This is a genomic window from Streptomyces sp. NPDC048277, from assembly GCF_040652235.1.
In the GTDB taxonomy this organism is placed as follows: domain Bacteria; phylum Actinomycetota; class Actinomycetes; order Streptomycetales; family Streptomycetaceae; genus Streptomyces.
On record NZ_JBEZLQ010000004.1, the window covers coordinates 51713 to 70484 of the forward strand.

The 18772-nt window shown below is 71.2% G+C and carries 17 protein-coding genes; 15 read left to right on the forward strand and 2 right to left on the reverse strand.

Annotated elements, in window-relative coordinates; translation table 11 throughout:
• The first annotated feature begins 108 nt into the window (after positions 1–108).
• The 12 genes from AB0D85_RS10530 (at position 109) to AB0D85_RS10585 (ending at position 15949) form a co-directional block, all read left to right on the forward strand.
• On the forward strand, positions 109–2418 hold the full coding sequence (locus AB0D85_RS10530; RefSeq protein ID WP_362316766.1) for a nitrate- and nitrite sensing domain-containing protein: 2310 nt from the start codon (positions 109–111) through the stop codon (positions 2416–2418).
• Complete coding sequence (locus AB0D85_RS10535; RefSeq protein WP_352363571.1) at positions 2415–2843, forward strand: roadblock/LC7 domain-containing protein; 429 nt, start codon at positions 2415–2417, stop codon at positions 2841–2843. Before AB0D85_RS10530 ends, AB0D85_RS10535 begins: the two co-directional genes overlap by 4 nt.
• Positions 2840–3199 (forward strand): DUF742 domain-containing protein, encoded by a 360-nt coding sequence (locus AB0D85_RS10540; protein WP_362316770.1) that lies wholly within the window; start codon positions 2840–2842, stop codon positions 3197–3199. The genes AB0D85_RS10535 and AB0D85_RS10540 overlap by 4 nt, the downstream gene beginning before the upstream one ends.
• Positions 3183–3779 carry an ATP/GTP-binding protein gene (locus AB0D85_RS10545; RefSeq protein WP_362316773.1) on the forward strand — a complete coding sequence of 199 codons (597 nt, stop codon included), beginning with the start codon at positions 3183–3185 and terminating at the stop codon, positions 3777–3779. Before AB0D85_RS10540 ends, AB0D85_RS10545 begins: the two co-directional genes overlap by 17 nt.
• A gap of 581 nt (positions 3780–4360) precedes the next feature.
• Complete coding sequence (locus tag AB0D85_RS10550) at positions 4361–6118, forward strand: FAD/NAD(P)-binding protein (protein WP_362316776.1); 1758 nt, start codon at positions 4361–4363, stop codon at positions 6116–6118.
• 66 nt (positions 6119–6184) lie between these two features.
• Positions 6185–7000 carry an LLM class flavin-dependent oxidoreductase gene (locus AB0D85_RS10555; RefSeq protein ID WP_362316779.1) on the forward strand — a complete coding sequence of 272 codons (816 nt, stop codon included), beginning with the start codon at positions 6185–6187 and terminating at the stop codon, positions 6998–7000.
• Between the two features lie 94 nt (positions 7001–7094).
• On the forward strand, positions 7095–7871 hold the full coding sequence (locus AB0D85_RS10560; RefSeq protein ID WP_362316782.1) for a DUF1684 domain-containing protein: 777 nt from the start codon (positions 7095–7097) through the stop codon (positions 7869–7871).
• Positions 7872–8099: 228 nt separating this feature from the next.
• Positions 8100–8999 (forward strand): S1 family peptidase, encoded by a 900-nt coding sequence (locus AB0D85_RS10565; protein WP_362316784.1) that lies wholly within the window; start codon positions 8100–8102, stop codon positions 8997–8999.
• Positions 9000–9122: 123 nt separating this feature from the next.
• Positions 9123–9950 (forward strand): slipin family protein, encoded by an 828-nt coding sequence (locus AB0D85_RS10570; RefSeq protein ID WP_362317974.1) that lies wholly within the window; start codon positions 9123–9125, stop codon positions 9948–9950.
• A gap of 234 nt (positions 9951–10184) precedes the next feature.
• Positions 10185–11264 (forward strand): S1 family peptidase, encoded by a 1080-nt coding sequence (locus AB0D85_RS10575; RefSeq protein WP_362316787.1) that lies wholly within the window; start codon positions 10185–10187, stop codon positions 11262–11264.
• Positions 11265–11510: 246 nt separating this feature from the next.
• Complete coding sequence (locus AB0D85_RS10580; RefSeq protein WP_362316789.1) at positions 11511–14963, forward strand: DNA polymerase III subunit alpha; 3453 nt, start codon at positions 11511–11513, stop codon at positions 14961–14963.
• Positions 14960–15949, forward strand: coding sequence for an ImpB/MucB/SamB family protein (locus AB0D85_RS10585; RefSeq protein WP_362316791.1), 990 nt, complete (start codon positions 14960–14962; stop codon positions 15947–15949). Before AB0D85_RS10580 ends, AB0D85_RS10585 begins: the two co-directional genes overlap by 4 nt.
• A 39-nt stretch (positions 15950–15988) precedes the next feature.
• On the opposite strand, the gene AB0D85_RS10590 is transcribed toward AB0D85_RS10585, so the two are convergent.
• Positions 15989–16363: a cupin domain-containing protein gene (locus AB0D85_RS10590; RefSeq protein WP_362316793.1), complete on the reverse strand. Its 375-nt coding sequence runs from the start codon at positions 16361–16363 to the stop codon at positions 15989–15991.
• Between the two features lie 91 nt (positions 16364–16454).
• Between AB0D85_RS10590 and AB0D85_RS10595 the strand changes: the two genes are divergently transcribed.
• The 3 genes from AB0D85_RS10595 (at position 16455) to AB0D85_RS10605 (ending at position 18569) form a co-directional block, all read left to right on the forward strand.
• Complete coding sequence (locus tag AB0D85_RS10595; protein ID WP_362316796.1) at positions 16455–16901, forward strand: MarR family winged helix-turn-helix transcriptional regulator; 447 nt, start codon at positions 16455–16457, stop codon at positions 16899–16901.
• Positions 16902–17073: 172 nt separating this feature from the next.
• Positions 17074–17934 (forward strand): alpha/beta fold hydrolase, encoded by an 861-nt coding sequence (locus AB0D85_RS10600; protein WP_362316799.1) that lies wholly within the window; start codon positions 17074–17076, stop codon positions 17932–17934.
• 185 nt (positions 17935–18119) lie between these two features.
• Positions 18120–18569, forward strand: coding sequence for a GNAT family N-acetyltransferase (locus AB0D85_RS10605; protein ID WP_362316802.1), 450 nt, complete (start codon positions 18120–18122; stop codon positions 18567–18569).
• Between the two features lie 6 nt (positions 18570–18575).
• Here AB0D85_RS10605 and AB0D85_RS10610 read toward each other — a convergent pair whose 3' ends face one another.
• Entirely contained in the window at positions 18576–18710 is a 135-nt protein-coding gene (locus AB0D85_RS10610) for a hypothetical protein (protein ID WP_362316805.1), read from the reverse strand.
• Positions 18711–18772 lie beyond the last annotated feature (62 nt).

The window sequence follows — 18772 nt, forward strand, 5'->3', positions numbered from 1 at the left end:
AAACATGATCGGGTGACCGCTGCCCCGAGAGGTTCGTTGGCCGGGCGCAGAACCATTTCGCCTCGGCTCTGCGTTTCCGCCAACTCGCCTCCTCATTAAGGCACTTCCGTGCACGCAGCCACCATTCGAACAAGGCTTCTGAGGATTCTGGTCCTCGCCCTCGCCGTCCTGCTGACGCTGCTGGGCGTCGCCGCCGCCGAGCAGGTCTCCGCCTACAGCAACGCCTCCGCCACCGCGGACAACGCCCGCCTGGAGATCACCCTCCAGGGCCTCATCCACGAACTCCAGAAGGAGCGCGGTCTCACCACCGGATACGTCGGCGGGGTGAAGGAGTTCGCCGGCAAGCTGCCCGCACAGCGCAAGGCCACCGACACCGCCCGTACCGCACTGGACAAGGCGCTCCAGGGACGCGACGACACGGCCGCCGGCTCCGTGCGCGAGTCCCTCGGACGGCTCGACGGGCTCGCCGGGATCCGCAAGCAGGCGGACGACCACACCGGCGTGGTGAAGGACACCTTCGACTACTTCACCACCACCATCACCGTCCTCGACCGGCTCGACCTCGGCCTGAGCGACGTCCACGACGCCACCCTGCGCGACGCCTACCAGGCGCTGCAGATCCTCGGCAACGCCAAGGAGTTCACCGGCGAGGAGCGCGCCATCGTGCTCGGCTCGGTGCGCGCCGGGCAGTTCAAGGACGACGACTACAGCCGGTTCATGGAGATCCGGGCCGGCCGCCTCGCCGCCCTCGACGCCTTCCCCCGCTCGGCCACCGACGCCCAGCAGCGGCGCCTGGACGCGGCCATGAGCACCCCGGACGCGGAGCGCATGCTGGCGTACGAGAGCACGGCCGTACAGGGCGGCGGCAGGCTGAAGTGGAACGACATCCCGCCCATGCAGTGGTGGGACGCGACGACCTCCACCATCAACGGGCTGCGGGACGTCCAGGTCTCCCTCGGCGCCGACGTCGAGAACCGGGCCGCCGCCCTGGAGGGCACCGCCCAGCGCGACCTGCTCCTCTTCCTGCTGCTCGCGCTCGGCACCGTCGCCGCGCTCGGCGCCCTCGCCCTCGACTGCGTACGGTCCGTCTCCGCACCGCTCGCCGAACTCGCCCAGCAGGCCCGGGAGACCGCCGGGAAGCGGCTGCCCGAGGCCGTCGCCGCCGTCCAGGACGGCTCCTCGGGCGAGAGCCCCGAGCCGCCCGCCCCGCTCGCCGTCTCCACCCGGGCGGGCGCCGAGGTCAAGGAGGTCGCCGAGGCCTTCGACCGGGTGCAGCGCGCCGCCTACGACCTCGCCACCGAGCAGGCCGTGCTGCGCCGCAACGCCACCGACTCGCTGGTCAGCCTCGGCCGCCGCAACCAGAACCTGGTGCGCCGCCAGATCGGCTTCATCAACAAGCTGGAGCACGAGGACGCCGACCCCGCGACCCTCGCCAACCTCTTCGAACTGGATCACCTCGCCACCCGTATGCGCCGCAACGCCGAGAGCCTCCTCGTCCTCGCCGGGGAGTCCAGCCCCCGCCCCTGGTCCACCCCGCTGACCATCACGGACGTCCTGCGCGCCTCGCTCGCCGAGGTCGAGGAGTACCGCCGGGTCACCCTGCGCCGGGTCGAGCCGGCCCACCTCACCGGCTCGGTCGTCGCCGAGATCGCCCACCTCCTCGCCGAGCTGATCGAGAACGCGCTCAGCTTCTCGCCGCCGGACTCGGACGTGGAGATCGAGGGCCGCCGCACCAGCGCCGGCTACCTGGTCGCCATCGTCGACCACGGCCTGGGCATGGACGCGCAGTCGATCGCCGAGGCCAACGTACGGCTCTCCGGCACCGCCAGCTTCATGGCCGAACCCACCCGGTTCCTCGGCCACTTCGTGGTCGGCGCGCTCGCCCGCAAGTGCGGGATCGAGGTACGGCTGGGCGAGGCACCGGCCGCCGGTGTGGTCGCCCGGGTCCTCATCCCGGTCAACCTGCTCACGGAGCCCACGGCGACCCCCAAGCAGGCCGCCGCCGTCGCCGAGCAGCGGGCCGTACCCGCCCCGCGCAAGGAGCCCGACGAGGCACAGCTCGTCGCCGTCGCCACCGAGGCCAGGCCCGAGCAGCAGCAGAAGAAGGGGACCTCGGCCGCCCGCACCCGCAACGGGCTCGTCAAACGGCCCCAGCGCAGCGCGATCTCGGAGGCCGTCAGCGAGACCGACCGGACCGGCCGGCCCGCGCCCGCCGACCCCATGCCCCAGCGCAGCCCCGAGGAGATCTCCGGAATGCTCTCCACACTGCGCAGCGCGCACATGCGGGGCGGGATCAGCGTGGAGAAGGAGAAAGAGAAAGAGAAAGAGAGGGAGAAGGAGAAGGAGAAGGGGAAGGGGAAACGGGAGACGAGGACGGACCACGAGGGTGATGTGACGGGAGAGGGTGACGCCAAGTGACCACCGTCGACACCCCCAACGACTCGCGGACCTTCAACTGGCTGCTCGCGAACTTCGTCAAGTCCACCGACGGGGTACGGGACGCCGTCGCCGTCTCCTCCGACGGGCTGCTCATCGCCGTGTCGGACGGGCTCGGGCGCACCGAGGCCGACCATCTCGCGGCGATCGTCTCCGGCCTGTCGTCGCTGGCGCGCAGCGCGTCCAAGCGGTACAGCTTCGACGGGGTCAAGCTCATCATGATCGAGATGGGGCGCGGCTTCCTGCTGGTCTCCGCGATCCGGGACGGCAGCTGTCTCGGCGTCCTCGCCGACTCCAGCGGCGAACTCGGCCTCGTCGGCTACGAGATGGCCGTGCTCGCCGAACGGGCCGGGGACCTGCTGACGCCGACGCTCATCGCCGATCTGCGGCAGGCGTTGCCACGATGAGTGCGCAGGAACCCGGCGACTCCCCCGAGCCCGTCGAGGACACGTCCTTCGTACGGCCGTTCATCATCACCGGCGGGCGGGCCGAGCCGCTCCAGGCCGATCTGCGGCTGGAGACGCTGGTGGTGGCCGTCGGCACGCCGGACGAGTCGCTCGCGTTCGAACGGCGGCACATCGTGGCGGTGTGCGCACAGCCGACGACGGTCGCCGAGGTGGCGCACCGGGTCGGCGTACCCCTCGGAGTCGCCAAGGTGCTGATCTCCGACCTCGTCGTCGCCGGGCAGCTCGCCTGCCGGCAACCCGCGGAGCTGCCGCTCCAGATGCTCGAAAGGATCAGGGACCATGTCCGGGCGCTCTGACAGGATCGTGCCGCTCGCCGTGAAGATCGTGGTGAGCGGGGGACTGGGCGTCGGCAAGACGACGTTCATCGGGGCGATCTCGGAGATCGAACCACTGGACACGGAGGCGGCGATCACCCAGGTGTCGGTGGGCGTCGACTCGCTCGTCGGCGTCGAGTCCAAGACGACGACCACCGTGGCCCTCGACTTCGGCCGGATCACGCTGGATCCGTCCCTCGCGCTGTACCTGTTCGGGACGCCCGGGCAGGACCGGTTCTCGTTCCTGTGGGACGACCTGGTGGAGGGCGCGCTGGGCACGGTGGTCCTCGCGGACACGCGCCGGATCGAGGACTGCTTTCCCGCGGTCGACTACTTCGAGGCGCACGGTGCGCCCTTCGTCCTCGCGGTGAACCGGTTCGACGGCGCCGAGCGGTTCGAACTGGAGGAGGTCCGGGAGGCGTTGGGGCTGGGGGCCGATGTTCCGGTGCTGGAGTGCGATGCGCGGGAGCGGGGGGCGGTGCGGGATGTGCTGGGTGCGTTGATGGACCGGGTGATCGGGGTGCGGTCCGTGCCGAGGAGGAGGGCGGTGGCGGTGCGCTAGTCGCCGTGGGGGTGTGGGGCGTGTCGCGAGTGCGGGTTGTGTGTGGGTTGCTCGCGCAGTTCCCCGCGCCCCTACGGGGCGCGTGAATCTGGCGTCGGTTTTGAGGGGAGGGGTGTGCGTGTGAAGGCTGAGGGTGGGGCGCGAGGGAGAACGCGAGAAGTCCCCGCCGGGGCGGGGCGCGCAGGGGGTCAGCTCAACAGGAACAGGACCACACGCGACCGAAGTCGATGTGGGAGCGGGTGACCAGCCACTGCTGCGGATGCATGGGCCAAGTGGAACAGGTCTCCGGTTTTCCGTCAACTGAGCTGAGACGCCCTGCTCACACTCTGGACACCCTTGACAGTGAGGGGAAACGGAGCCGTAGAGTCGGCGGACGGCCCTGCTGAGGGGCTCGGCCGTAAGAGCGCCGTACGGCGTTCCGTGTGAAGGCACCCGCCGCACCACCGTGTGCGCGTCCACCGTGTTCGATCTCTTCCGCCACGGAGCCTTCGCATGCCATCCGTCACCCTCGCCACAGCCCCCGCCGCCCCCGGCATACCCGAGCGCGCGGACGTCCTCGGGACCGCCCCGGAGACGGCCCGATGAAGCCTCAGCTCGTGATCGTCGGGGCCGGGCCGCGGGGGACCGGTCTCCTGGAGCGCATCGCCGCCAACGCGCCCGAGCTGTACGCCGGTTCGGGGCTCGACATCCATCTGGTCGACCCGCATCCGCCGGGCGCGGGACGCATCTGGCGGGCCGCCCAGTCGCCGCTGCTGTGGATGAACTCGCACGCCGAGGACGTCACCATGTTCACGGACGAGACCGTGGCCATGGACGGCCCGGTGCGCGAGGGTCCCACCCTGCACGAGTGGGCGGGCCTGGACGGCCGTACCTTCGTCGACCGCCAGATCCAGGGCCACTACCTGCGTCACGTATACGACCGCGCGCTCGCCGACCTGCCGGACGGCATCACCGTCCACCACCACCCGCGCCGCGCCCTGCGGGTGAGCGGGCCGCGCGAGGGACGCCAGCAGGTGTGGCTGGAGGGCCGTCCGCGCCCGCTCCTCGCCGACCTCGTCGTTCTCGCCCTCGGTCACCTGGACGCCGAACTCGACCCTGAGCAGGCCGAGTTGGCCGCGTACGCCGAGACGCACGGCCTGGTCCACCTGCCGCCCGACTTCACCGCGGACAGTGACCTGTCGGCCCTGCGGCCCGGCGAACCGGTGCTCGTCCGCGGCTTCGGACTCGCCTTCGTCGACCTGATGGTGCTCCTCACCGAGGGGCGGGGCGGGCGGTACGACGGTGACACCTATGTGCCGTCCGGGCGGGAGCCGGTGCTGTACGTCGGATCGCGGCGCGGAGTGCCGTACCACTCGAAGATCGGGTACGACTGGACCGGTGAACGCCCGCCGCTGCCCCGCTTCTTCGGGCCCGACGAGGTCGGCGAACTGCTCGCCCGGCCGGGCGGTTTCGACTTCCGGCGGGATGTGTGGCCGCTGGTGGCGAAGGAGCTGGGGTTCGCGCACTACCACCGGCTGTTCACCGTCCATCCCGAGCGGACGGCCGTCGCCTGGCGGGACTTCGAGGAGAAGTACGCCGCCGCCGGGAGCGACGCCGAGGTGCGGGCGCTGGTGGCGGCCGCCGTGCCGGATCCGGCCGACCGGCTCGACCTCGCGGCGCTGGACCGTCCGCTGGACGGGCTGCGGTACGGCTCGCACGAGGAGTTCCAGGACGCCCTGCGGGCGTATGTCGAGGGAGACCTGAGCCGTCGGCACGATCCGCGCTTCAGCGCCGACCTGGCGGTGTTCCTCGGACTGCTCTCCGTCTACGGGCAGTTGGTCCGGCTCGGGAACATCGGGCCCTGGTGGCACGGGTTCTTCAGCTACCTGGCGTCCGGGCCGCCCGGGCCCCGGCTGCGGCAGCTGCTCGCGCTGTCCCGGGCGGGGCTGCTGAAGTTCGTCGGCGCCGGGATGACCGTGGCGGCGGAGGACAGGGTGTTCCGGGCGTCCGCCGCCACCGTGCCCGGGTTCGCCGTGGAGGCGCGGGCCCTCGTCGAGGCGCGGCTGCCCGAACCGTCCGTGGGACGGGCCCGGGACGCGCTGCTGCGCGAGTTGCGGACCGACGGGGCCGCGGAGACGCCCGACGGGCTGCTCCGGGTGGACCCCGCCGACGGGCGGATCCTCGACGGGGGCGGACGGCCGCATCCTCGGCGGTTCGCGCTCGGGCCGTTCACCGACGGCCGTACGCCCGGCGCGTTCACCCGGCCGCGCACCGGAGGGCCCGCGTTCCGGCAGAACGACGCCACGGCGCGCACGGCACTGGCCTTCCTGCGCGGCCTGGCCGGCCGGGCCGCCGCGTAGTCCGTCTGTCGAAGGTGCTGTGAGGAGGAGGAGTTCTGTGGTGCTTTTCGGAGAGGCTGGTGGCTTATGACCGGCTCGTACGGCCGGGGGCTCCTGCACCTGGCCGCCGCCGTGGACCAGGCCGGCGTGTTCGACGCGGAGCGTTACGTCGAACTGGTGCGGCTGGCCGAGAGCGGGGGACTGGACTTCGTGACGCTCGACGGCCGGTTCGGGTGGGCGGAGACCGACGCGCTCACCGTGCTGGCGCAGGTGGCCCCGCACACCCGGCGGATCGGGCTGGTGCCGATGGCGACCGCCCCGCAGGACGCCGTCGCCCACCTCGACCGGGTCAGCCAGGGCCGGGCCGGCTGGTGGAGCGACACACCGGAGCCCGCGTGGCCGCACCCGGTCCGGGTGGCCGACGCCACCGAGGGGTCCGCCCGGCGGGCCGCCGCCCGGTACGCCGATGTCGCCCTGGTGCGGGCCGCGAGCTCCGCGCAGGCTGCCGCCGTACGGGACGAACTGCGGTCACACGCGCGGGAGTCCGGGCGGGAGCCGGATGCGTTGCGGGTGCTGGTGAGCCTGCTGGTGGATCTGGGGGACGGGGAGTGCGCGGCCGAGCCGGGGCACGGCGGCGGTGGCCCCCGGCAGACCGTGCGGGGGCCGTTGTACCGGGGCGGTCCGGTGGATCTGGCGGAGCTGATCGCCGGCTGGCACGGCGAGGGGGCCGCCGACGGCTTCCACCTCGTCCCCGCCGAGCCGCGCCGTGACCTGGAACGCCTGGTCAACGGCACCGTGGCGGTGCTCCAGCACCGCGGCCTGTTCCGCACCTTCTACCCGGGCAGCACCCTGCGCGAGCACCTCGGCCTCGCCCGGCCCGCGGGCCAGTTCGCGGCGCCGTGAAACACCCCGGGCCCTCCGGTTGTTATGGACGGGCCGGACACCCCTGAGAGCACACGATGCGGGACATGACGAGACCGACGGAAGGGCTGATCGTATGACCGTGGACGCGTCCGACGACTGGAAGCGCTGGCACGAACAGCGCGTGGAGCAGGTGTCGGCTCCCTACGGGCCGCTCGCGCTGACCGGCACCCACTGGATCGAGGACCATCCGGACGGCCGCCTTCCGGGCGTCCCCGGGGTCTGGGCGGCCGACGGCGACGGCGTCGTCCTCACCGCGACGGAGACCGACGGCCTGGCCGTGGACGGTGCGCCCTTCGCCGGTGAGATCCGGCTCGCGGCCGACCGCGAACCCGCGGCCCGGGTCACGCTCGGCGAGCGCCGGCTGGTCGTGCTGATCCGCGAGGGCGTCTGGGGCGTACGGGACTACGACCCGGCCGCCGGGACGCGCCGCGCCTTCCGGGGTATCGACGCCACCCCCTACGACCCGAACTGGTCGGTGCCGGGGCACTTCACGCCGTACGGCGACTGGCGCACCGCCCGTGTCGAGACCGCGGACGGAGTCGAGCGCCTCCTCGTGCTCGCCGGGGAACTCGCCTTCACCCTGGCGGGCGAGGACCTGACACTCAAGGTCGCCGAACAGGCCGACGGGCGGCTCTGGGCGGTGTTCGCCGACACCACCAGCGGCGACAGCAGCTACCGGTTCAGGTTCCTCTATTCGGCCGCCCCGGACACCGACGGCTCCACCACCGTCGACTTCAACCGGGCGCAACTGCCGCCGTGCGCCTTCGCGGACCACTTCATCTGCCCCTTCCCCCCGCCGGGGAACAGGCTGGACCTCGCGGTCGAGGCGGGAGAGCGCCGACTGGTCTGAGGGACAGGAGGGGTCACGACAGGGGCGAGATCGCACAAAGTCGCCACAGTTCACACACAGCCGCACGGCCGAAAGGCGCCCTTGCGGCTACCGGTCGTTCGCCCGAATACTCCCCCACAGCGCTTGTCAGGGGCATTGCGTGTTCGGAATCCGGGCACGACCCCTGGCTGCGCCTCACGGGCCCCGACCCCACGCGGGCCCCCGACTTCCCCTGGGAGGGAACGAAAAGTGAGGATCAAGCGCACGACCCCCCGCAGTGGCATCACGAGACGGACCCGGCTGATCGCCGTCGGCACCGGCTTCCTGGCCGCGGCGGCGTTCGCCGTCCCCACCGCGAGCGCGAGCGACGTCCACACCTTCAGCACCAGCCAGTTGAAGGCCGTGAACAGCTCTGTTCTGAAGGCGGACATCCCCGGCACCGCCTGGTCCGTCGACAGCAAGACCAACCGTGTCGTCGTCACCGCCGACTCCACGGTGTCCAACGCCGAGATCGCGAAGATCAAGCGGCAGGCGGGCGCCGACTCCGGCGCGCTCACCATCAAGCGCACCCCCGGCACCTTCAAGAAGCTGATCACCGGCGGCGACGCCATCTACGGCGGCGCCTACCGCTGCTCGCTCGGCTTCAACGTGCACAGCGGCAGCACGTACTACTTCCTGACCGCCGGACACTGCGGTGAGGTGGCCTCGACCTGGTACAGCAACTCCGGTCACACCACGGTCCTGGGCACCAACGTCAGCTACAGCTTCCCGACGAACGACTTCGCGCTGGTGCAGTACACCAACAGCTCGATCGCGCACCCGAGCGCGGTCGGCAGCCAGACCATCTCCAGCGCGGCCACGCCCAGCGTCGGGACCACGGTGTACCGCCGCGGCTCGACCACCGGCACCCACAGCGGCCGGGTCACCGCGCTCAACGCCACCGTCAACTACGGCAGCGGTGACATCGTCTACGGCATGATCCAGACCACGGTCTGCGCCGAGGGCGGCGACAGCGGCGGCCCGCTCTACGCGGGTTCCGTGGCCTACGGTCTGACCTCCGGCGGCAGCGGCGACTGCACCTCCGGCGGTACGACCTTCTTCCAGCCCGTCACCGAGGCGCTGAGCTACTACGGCGTGAGCGTCGGCTGACGATCCGTACGGATCCGCTCCCGGCGGTGGCCCCCGCACGCAACCGGCGTGCGGGGGCTCCCTTTTGCCCGGGGTGCGGGGTTACCGTCGTAGGACCTTAGAAGTCACCCCTTGGGGGCCGGCATGGTCGAGGCGCTGGTGGCGGCCGGAGCCGCTCTCGTGTCCGTCGGAGCGGTCTACGCGCTGGCCGCGGCACGGGTCGTCAGACAGTACGAGCGGGGCGTGGTGTTCCGCCTGGGCCGGCTCCGACCGGAGGTGCGCGCACCGGGGTTCACCATGATCGTCCCGTTCGTGGACCGGCTCCAGAAGGTCAACATGCAGATCGTCACGATGCCCGTGCCCGCACAGGAGGGCATCACCCGGGACAACGTGACCGTACGCGTGGACGCCGTCGTCTACTTCAGGGTGACCGCGCCCGCCGAGGCGGTCGTCCGGGTCGAGGACTACCGGTTCGCGGTCTCGCAGATGGCACAGACCTCGCTCAGGTCCATCATCGGCAAGAGCGAGCTGGACGACCTGCTGTCGAACCGCGAAAAGCTCAACCAGGGGCTGGAGTTGATGATCGACAGTCCGGCCGTGGAGTGGGGCGTCACCATCGACCGCGTCGACATCAAGGACGTCTCGCTGCCCGAGACCATGAAGCGGTCCATGGCCCGGCAGGCCGAGGCCGACCGCGAGCGCCGGGCCCGGGTCATCAACGCCGACGCCGAGCTCCAGGCCTCGAAGAAGCTCGCGGAGGCCGCCAAGGAGATGTCGGAGCAGCCGGCCGCGCTCCAACTGCGGCTGCTGCAGACGGTGGTGGCGGTCGCCGCCGAGAAGAACTCGACGCTGGTGCTGCCGTTCCCGGTGGAGCTGCTGCGGTTCCTGGAGCGGGCGCAGCAGCCCCTGCCCCCGGCGGCAGGGGCTGATGGTGCCGGCGGGTCGGCAGGGGCGAGTTCCGGCCAGGAGTAGGTGTCACTGTCCGCCGCCCGTTACTCGCGCGTGGTGTTTGCAGTGGGAATCCTCCTGCGGCGACTGTGAACGGTTCGGGCACCGGGGGCGCACAACATCCGCGCACGCGCGTCCTGAAGTCGACCTTGTGTGCTCCCTGTGGGTCTCGGAATAGTGGGCGCCCGTCAACCAGCCTTCCGGCCCTTGAGGTCCCCACAACCTTACGGGCCGCCCCCCCCCACAGGAGGACGTGAGTTGAAGCACCGACGCATACCCGGGCACCGGGCGGCCGTCGCCGGCGCGGGCGTGGCCGCGCTCGTCGCCGCCGGCGTGACCTTCCAGAGTGCGAACGCCAGCGAGCCCGCCAAGTCCGCCGTACCGCAGATCCTGTCCGCCCCGGCGGCCGGAAAGCTCGCCTCGACGCTCGCCGCCGACCTCGGCACCGACTCGGCCGGCACGTACTACGACGCCCGGTCGAAGAACCTCGTCGTCAACGTGCTCGACGACACCGCCGCGCAGGCCGTCGAGGCGGCCGGGGCCAAGGCGAGACTCGTCGCCAACTCCCTCGCCGAACTCGACGGCGCGCGGACCGCGCTGAAGCAGGACGCGACCATCCCCGGCACCTCGTGGGCGACCGACCCGGTCAGCAACAAGGTCGTCGTCACCGCGGACAAGACCGTCACCGGGGCCGACCTGACCAAGCTCGCCAAGGTCGTCGACGGGCTCGGCGAGAAGGTCGAACTGCGGCACTCGAAGGGGGAGTTCAAGACCTTCATCGCCGGCGGTGACGCGATCGGCGGCTCGGGCGGGCGCTGCTCGCTCGGCTTCAACGTGGTCAAGGGCGGCGAGCCGTACTTCCTGACCGCGGGGCACTGCACCCAGGCCATCTCCACCTGGTCGGACTCCGCCGGCGACGTGATCGGCCAGAACGCCCAGTCCAGCTTCCCGGGCAACGACTTCGGCCTGGTCAAGTACACCTCGGCGGTGGACCACCCGAGCGAGGTCGACCTCTACGACGGCACCACCCGGAAGATCACCGGCGCCGCCGAGGCGACCGTGGGCATGAAGGTCACCCGCAGCGGCTCCACGACCCAGGTCCACGACGGCACGGTCACCGGTCTCAACGCCACCGTGAACTACTCGGAGGGCACGGTGAGCGGGCTCATCCAGACCGACGTGTGCGCCGAGCCCGGCGACAGCGGCGGCTCGCTCTTCTCGGGCAGCAACGCGATCGGCCTGACCTCCGGCGGCAGCGGCGACTGCACCTCCGGCGGGGAGACGTTCTTCCAGCCGGTGACGGAGGCGCTGTCGGCCACCGGCACCCGGATCGGCTGACGCACGCCGTATCCCTTAGAGGCCCCGCCCCTCCGGCGAATTCCGGGAGGGCGGGGCCTTCGTGCGTGCCCTCGCGCGCGGGCACGGTACGGCGTCTTCCGGCCGTCGCTCACCCAGTCAAAGAATCGATGTTGTGTTCGAATGTGGGTCGCTGACCGGGGCTGATGGGGTTAGAGTAATCGAACGCGAGTACGATGAACATATCGGATGTATGGCTGAAAAGGGGTGGAGTGATGGAGGTGCGGCATGACGGGCTTCGCCCATCTGCACGTCGCGTCCGGTTACTCCGCCCGCTACGGCGCATCCCACCCCGAGCAACTGGTCCGGCGGGCGGCCGAGCGGGGCATGTCCGCGCTCGCGCTCACCGACCGGGACACGGTCACCGGAGCTGTTCGATTCGCCCAGGCGTGCATGAAGGAAGGGGTCCGGCCGGTCTTCGGCATCGACCTGGCGGTCCAGGCCCTGGCGCCCCCACCGCCGACCCGGCGGCGCCGTACCCCGGCGCACGGCGGTGCGCACGTGATCGAGCCGCCGCTGCGGTTCGTGCTGCTCGCCCAGGACCGGGCGGGCTGGGCGCGGCTGTGCCGCATCACCTCGGCCGCCCATGTCGGCGCCGTCTCCGGTACGCCGCCGGTGGTGCCCTGGGAGGCGCTGCGCGAGTACGGCGGTCCGGGGCTGACCGTCCTGCTCGGACCGCTCTCGGAGCCGGTGCGGGCGCTGTCGGTGGGCCGGGAGGACGTCGCGATGAGGCTGCTGGCGCCCTGGAAGGAGATCTTCGGGAGTGGGGTCCGGTTGGAGATCGTTGCGCAGAAACGTTTCGGCGTCGGGGCGGGATCGCTACGACTGGCCGCCCGCACCCTCGCCCTGGCCGACCGCACCCGCACCACCGCGGTCCTCTCCAACGCCGTCCGCTACGCCGACCCCGACCAGCACCGCCTCGCCGACGTCCTGGACGCCGCCCGGCTGCTCAGACCGATCGACCGGCGCCGGCTGGACAGCGGACAGCGCTGGCTCAAGGGCGAGAGGGAGATGACGGCCGTCGCGCGGCTGGTCGCCGAATGCGCCGGAACGGATGCCCGGCGGGCCCGCCGGCTGCTGGCGGACACCGTCGCCACGGCGGCCGCCTGCACCGTCGATCCCCGGGCGGACCTCGGACTGGGCACGCACCACTTCCCGGAACCGTCGCTCTTCGGCGCCACGCCCGGAACGGGCGGAGCCGCACGGCTGCTGCGCCGGCAGTGCGAGGCAGGCCTGGCCCGACGCGGCCTCGACCGCGATCGAACGGCACTCGACAGGCTGGACGAAGAGCTCGACGTGATCTCCGCGCTGCGCTACGACTCGTACTTCCTCGCCGTCGGCCAGGTCGTGGCCGACATCCGGGCCAAGGGCATCCGGGTCGCGGCCCGAGGCTCGGGCGCCGGGTCGATGGTCTGCCACACGCTGGACATCGCCACCGCCAACCCGCTCGACCACCGTCTGCTGTTCGAACGCTTCCTGAGCGCCCGCCGGGCCTCGCTGCCCGACATCGACATCGACGTGGAGTCCGCCCGCCGCCTGGAGTGCTACGACACGATCTTCGAACGCTTCGGCAAGGAACGGGTGGCGGTCACCGCCATGCCCGAGACCTACCGTGCCCGCCGGGCCCTGCGGGACACCGGCCTCGCCCTCGGCATCGCCCCGGCCGAGGTCGACCGGATCGCCAAGAGCTTCCCGCACCTGAGGGCATCGGACATCACCGGCGCGCTCGCCGAACTGCCCGAGCTACGGCAGCTGGCGGCCGAGGCTCACCGCTACGGCCCTCTGTGGGAGCTTGCCGAAGGTCTCGACTCCCTGGTCCACGGCATGGCCATGCACCCCTGCGGCGTGGTCATCAGCGACGCCACCCTCCTGGACCGGCTGCCGGTGCAGCCCACACCGCAGGGCGACTACCCCATGGCCATGGCCGCGAAGGAGGAGATCGAGGCGCTCGGCAACATCAAACTCGACGTCCTGGGAGTCCGGATGTTGTCCTCAATGGCTCATGCGATCACCGAGATCGAACGGGCGACCGGAAACCATATCGACCTGGACGACCCGAAGCAGGTGCCGCTCGATGACGTCTTCGCGTTCAAGCTCATCCAGGCCAGTCAGACCCTGGGGTTGTTCCAGCTGGAGTCGCCCGGGCAGCAGGACCTGTTGTCCCGGTTGCAGCCGCGCGACGTGCAGGATGTCATCGCCGACATCAGTCTTTTCCGTCCCGGTCCGGTCGCCGGCGGCATGCCCGAGCGGTACATCGCCGCCCGCCACGGCGGCGCACCCTCGTACGCCCATCCGGACCTGGAACCGGTGCTCTCGGACACCTACGGCGTGACCATCTGGCACGAGCAGATCATCGAGACGCTGCGGGTGCTGACCGGCTGCGACCGGGCCTTCGGGGAGATCACCCGGCGGGCGCTCGGCGACAAGGAGCAACTGCCCAGGATCAGGGACTGGTTCCACGAGCGGGCCCGTGGGCGCGGTTACAGCGCGGCCGTGCGGGAGGAGGTGTGGAAGACGGTCGAGGCGTTCGGGGCGTACGGCTTCTGCCGCGCCCACGCGGTCGCCTTCGCCGTGCCCGCCCTGCAGAGTGCCTGGCTCAAGGCGCACTACCCGGCGTTCCTGCTGGCGGGCCTGCTCGAACACGACCCCGGGATGTGGCCCAAGCGGGTCCTGGTCGCCGACGCCCGCCGGGGCGGTGTCCCCGTCCTGCCCGTCGACGTCAACGACTCCCGGGTGCGGCACACCGTGGAGAAGACCGACGGAGACCGGTGGGGGGTACGGCTCGCCCTGTCCGGGGTGCGCGGCATCAGCGGGGAGGAGTGTGCCCGGATCGAGGAGGGGCAGCCGTACGGATCGCTGTCGGACTTCTGGCAGCGGGCCCGTCCCAGCAGACCGGTCGCCGAACGCCTCGCCGAGATCGGCGCCCTGGACTGCCTCCACGACGGCCGGCTCACCCGGCGTGATCTGCTGCTTCAGATCGCGGAGTTGCACCGGCAGTCCCGCAACCGGTCCGCGGGCGCGGGCCAACTGCCCATCGACGCGGGCGCCGTCGGCGGGGCGGAACCGAGCGGGCTGCCGGAGCTGACCGGACGTGAAGCCCTGAGCGCCGAGTTGAACACCCTCGGCATCGACGTCTCCAGGCATCTGATGGAGCACCACCACCGGCTGCTGCGGGAGATCGGCGCGACCGACGCGGCCCACCTGGCCGGGATGCGCGCCGGTCAGCAGGTCCTGGTCGCCGGGGTGCGGGCCTCTACGCAGACCCCGCCGATCGCGAGCGGCAAGCGGATCATCTTCGTCACCCTGGAGGACGGGTCCGGGCTGGTCGACCTGGCGTTCTTCGAGGACTCCCACCCGGCCTGCGCGCACACGGTCTTCCACAGCGGGCTGCTGCTGGTGCGCGGCACGGTCCAGGTGCGCGGCACCCGTCGTACCGTCGTCGGCACGATGGCCTGGGATCTGGACGAGATCGCCGCCGCGCGTCGGGACGACGGCCCCGAGGCCGCGCTCGCCCTCCTCGGCCGGAGCCGCCCGCACCCGACCCCCGCCCAGCCGCGGCGCACCCTGGTCGACGGCACCGCGGGTGCCCGGCTGCATCCGTACGCCGACCTCCAGCCGGCCGGCACCCGCTCGGCCGACCTGAAGAAGTTCGGCCACCGCAGCCCAGGGAGTGCGGGATGAACGGGACGACCACGCGTCAGCGGTATATCGCCCACCTCCACCTGCACGCGGCGCTGACCGAGGATCAGTACGGTGATGTAATCGAACTGATGTCTGGTATCACGCCTCACGTCCACGCCGTTCCGCCCGACGCCGTTCAGCTGGACCTGACGTCGGCGCTCCGATATTTCGATCTGTCCCCTTACGACGTCGTGCAGTTGGCGAAGATGAGACTGAAGGCCCACTACGGCATCGACAGCAGCGCCGGGCTCGCGGGCAACCGCATGCTGGCGGCTATGGCCGCCGACGCGTCCGCGCCCGGGGACACCACCTGGGTTCGGGCCGGGCAGGTGGCCGACTGGCTGTATCCGCGGCCGGTCACCGCGCTGCCCGGGATCGGCCGCGCCACGGCGGAGACGCTGCGCAGGTACGGCCTGCACACCGTCGGCCAGATCGTCGACCTGCCCGCGGGAACCCTGCAGCGACTGCTCGGTACGGGCCCCGCCCGGCTGCTGGCCGAGCGCGCCCGCGGCCACGACCCCCGCCCGGTCACTCCCTCGGAACCGGCGGCGCACCTGGCCGCCGACCTCGTGCTGGAACGGGACTGTCTCGACCCGGCGCGGCAGCATCGAGCGGTCCTGGAACTCGCCGAACGGCTCGGCCAACGCCTGCGCGTCGAACACCAGGTCGCCGGTCGGCTCGCCCTCACGGTGCGGTACGCCGACCGCAGCTCCACCACGCGCACGCGGGCTCTGCCGGAGCCGACCGACCACTCACCCGCCCTCGCGGCAGCGGCCCTGGGGCTGCTGAACACCCTCGGACTGCAGCGGGCGAGAGTGCGCGCCTTCCTGCTCCGCGCCGATGTCCTGCTGCCGGCCGACAACGCCTACCGCCAGCTCTCCCTGGACCCCGGTGACGATCGCGCCCGAGCGGCCGAGGCCGCCGCCGGCCGCGCCCGCCGACGCTTCGGCCTGAAGGCCGTACGGCCGGCGACCCTGGCCGACTGAGGATTTCTCGAAGGTGCCCGACCTGGGCGCCGTCCGCCGTCAGTTGGCCCAGGGCGGTGTGATCGTCGTGCCGTCCGCCAGCTCCGCTGTGAGGCCGACGGACGTGGTGACCCAGGAGAGCGCGGTGTGATCGGTCGGGTTCTCGACGGCGAGGGTGGCGCCGGCGTTGACGATGACGGTGTCGCCGGCGCGGATGCGGTCGGTGCGGCCGTCGAGGGTGATCAGGAGTTCACCGACGAGCAGGTGGAAGATCTCCTCGTGGGTGACGGTATGGGCGGGGGCCCTGGTCCCGGCCGGTATCTCTCCTCGCCATGCGCACAGCTCCTTGCTGCCGGTGCGGGGAGTGGCGTACGAGACGAAGCGGGCGCCGTGGATCTCATGGGTGGTGGCCTCGGAGGAGCGGACGACGGGCATGGAGCCCCCTGGCGATTTGGTCAAGCAGGTTGACTACTTCGCCTATGGTCAAGCTGCTTGACCATCCCGTCAAGGGTGTTTGAATGCCTCCGTGCAGAACTCCGAGGCCATGGCCCTGTCCGCAACCCTGCTCGCCGCAGCCGGTGAGCTGACCCGGCGCATCAATGAAGGGGTCGTCGCCCGCGGCTTCGAGGGGATCAGGCCCGCCCATGGCTTCGCCTTCGCGCGGCTCGCCCCGGACGGGGCCACCGTCACCGAGGTCGCCCTGCACCTCGGGGTGACCAAGCAGGCGGCGAGTCAGCTCGTCGACGAGATCGTACGCAAGGGCTATGCCGAGCGGCGGGCGCATCCCGGGGACGCGCGGGCGCGGCTGGTCGTGCTCACCGAGTCGGGGTGGGCCTGTACCCGTGCCGCGGAGGAGGCTGCCGCCGAGGTCGCGGGGGAGTGGGCCGAACTGCTGGGCGAGGGTGAAGTGCGCGTGTTGGGGCGGAGTTTGGCGCGGATCGCTCCTTATGGTCCGATCAGGCCGACCTGGTGATGATCCGTCAGGGTTTCGTGAGGCGCTGGGATATTACTGGAAAGTTTTACTGACGCGTAACTTCACGCTTGCACTACCCGTCCGTAACTTGATGAGTGAACAGCATCCTCGTGATCCGGATCACAGGGCGTAAGGCCGTCGCACCTCCCTTGAGCCGCAAGGAGATCACACGATGCTGCCCTGGAAGCGAGTGCTCAGACCGCTGACCGCACTGCTCGTCGCCGCCGCGGTCGCCACCGTTCCCGCCGCCACCGCCCATGCGTCGAGTGCCCCCAGCACCGGCTGGAACGACTACTCCTGCCACCCCTCCGCCGCCCACCCCCGCCCCGTGATCCTGGTCCACGGCACGCTGGGCAACTCCGTCGACAACTGGCTCTCCCTCGCCCCGTACCTGGAGGACCGCGGTTACTGCGTCTTCTCCCTCGACTACGGCCAACTGGACGGCGTCCCCGTCTTCTACGGCCTCGGCCCCATCGACAAGTCGGCAGAGCAGCTCTCCGCCTTCGTCGACAAAGTGCTCGGCGCGACCGGCGCCGCCAAGGCCGACCTCGTCGGCCACTCCCAGGGCGGCATGATGCCCCGCTACTACCTGAAGTACCTCGGCGGCGCCGCCAAGGTGAACGCCCTCGTCGGCCTCGCCCCCGACAACCACGGCGCCACCCTCAGCGGCCTCACCAACCTGCTGCCGTACTTCCCCGGCGCCGAGGACCTGATCAAGGCCACCACCCCCGGCCTCGCCGACCAGCTCCCCGGCTCCGACTTCCTCACCAAGCTCAACGCGGGCGGCGACACCGTCCCCGGAGTGCACTACACGGTCATCGCCACCAAGTACGACGAGGTGGCCACGCCCTGGCAGAGCCAGTACCTGAGCGGTTCGGACGTCGACAACGTCCTGCTCCAGGACCTGTGCCCGCTCGACCTCTCCGAGCACGTGGCGATCGGGCTCTTCGACCGGATCGCCTTCCACGAGGTGGCCAACGCGCTCGACCCGGCGCACGCCACCGCCACCACCTGCGCGTCGGCGTTCAGCTGAGCCGCTGACCGGGTGAGCACCGCCGGGGCCTGTCCGGCCTGAGCCGCCGATCAGGCCCCGGAGCCAGTGATCAGAAGCTATCCCCAAGAAACCGCCGAATCACCTGCTGAGGGCGGTGCGAGGAGATCCTTATGCTCCCGTTAAGGGAGTGCTGAGACAGGGATCAGGTAGGTACCGTGCGCGGCATGGGAGAGGACGAGATCAGGCCGGCCGTCGCCGCGGACGCGGCCGCCGTGAAAGCCGTGACCGATGCCGCCTACCGGCCCTACGTCGAGCGCATCGGGGTGGTGCCGGTGCCCATGACGGCGGACCACGCGGCGAACGTGGCCGCGGGGAAGGTGTTCGTGACGGGGGACCCCGTCGTCGGGCTCGTCGTCCTCGAAGAGCACGACGACCATCTGTTCCTCGACAGCATCGCCGTCCATCCCGACACCCACGGCAGGGGTGTCGGGCGACGGCTGCTGCACTTCGTGGACGCACGCGCGCGTGCGCTCGGCCTGCCCGAGGTCAGGCTCTACACGAATGCGCTGATGGTCGAGAACCGGAAGATCTACCCGAAGTACGGCTACGAGGTCGTGGAACGGCGCCTGGAAGGGCCGTACGACCGCATCCACTACCGCAAGCGGCTGGACTGACCGCGGTCAGCCGTCCGGCCACCAGGTGCGTGCGATGTCCTTGCGCACCTCGGGGCGTCCGGCGGGGCGCTCGTCCGCCTCGTCGCGGATTCGGCGGCTGTCCGTCTTCTTCAGGGGCCTCTGCACGGTTGTGCGGCGCATGGCTGCCTCCTTCAGTGCCTACCCAGTTCCGTGATGTCACGGCGGTAGACCCTTTCGGCGAG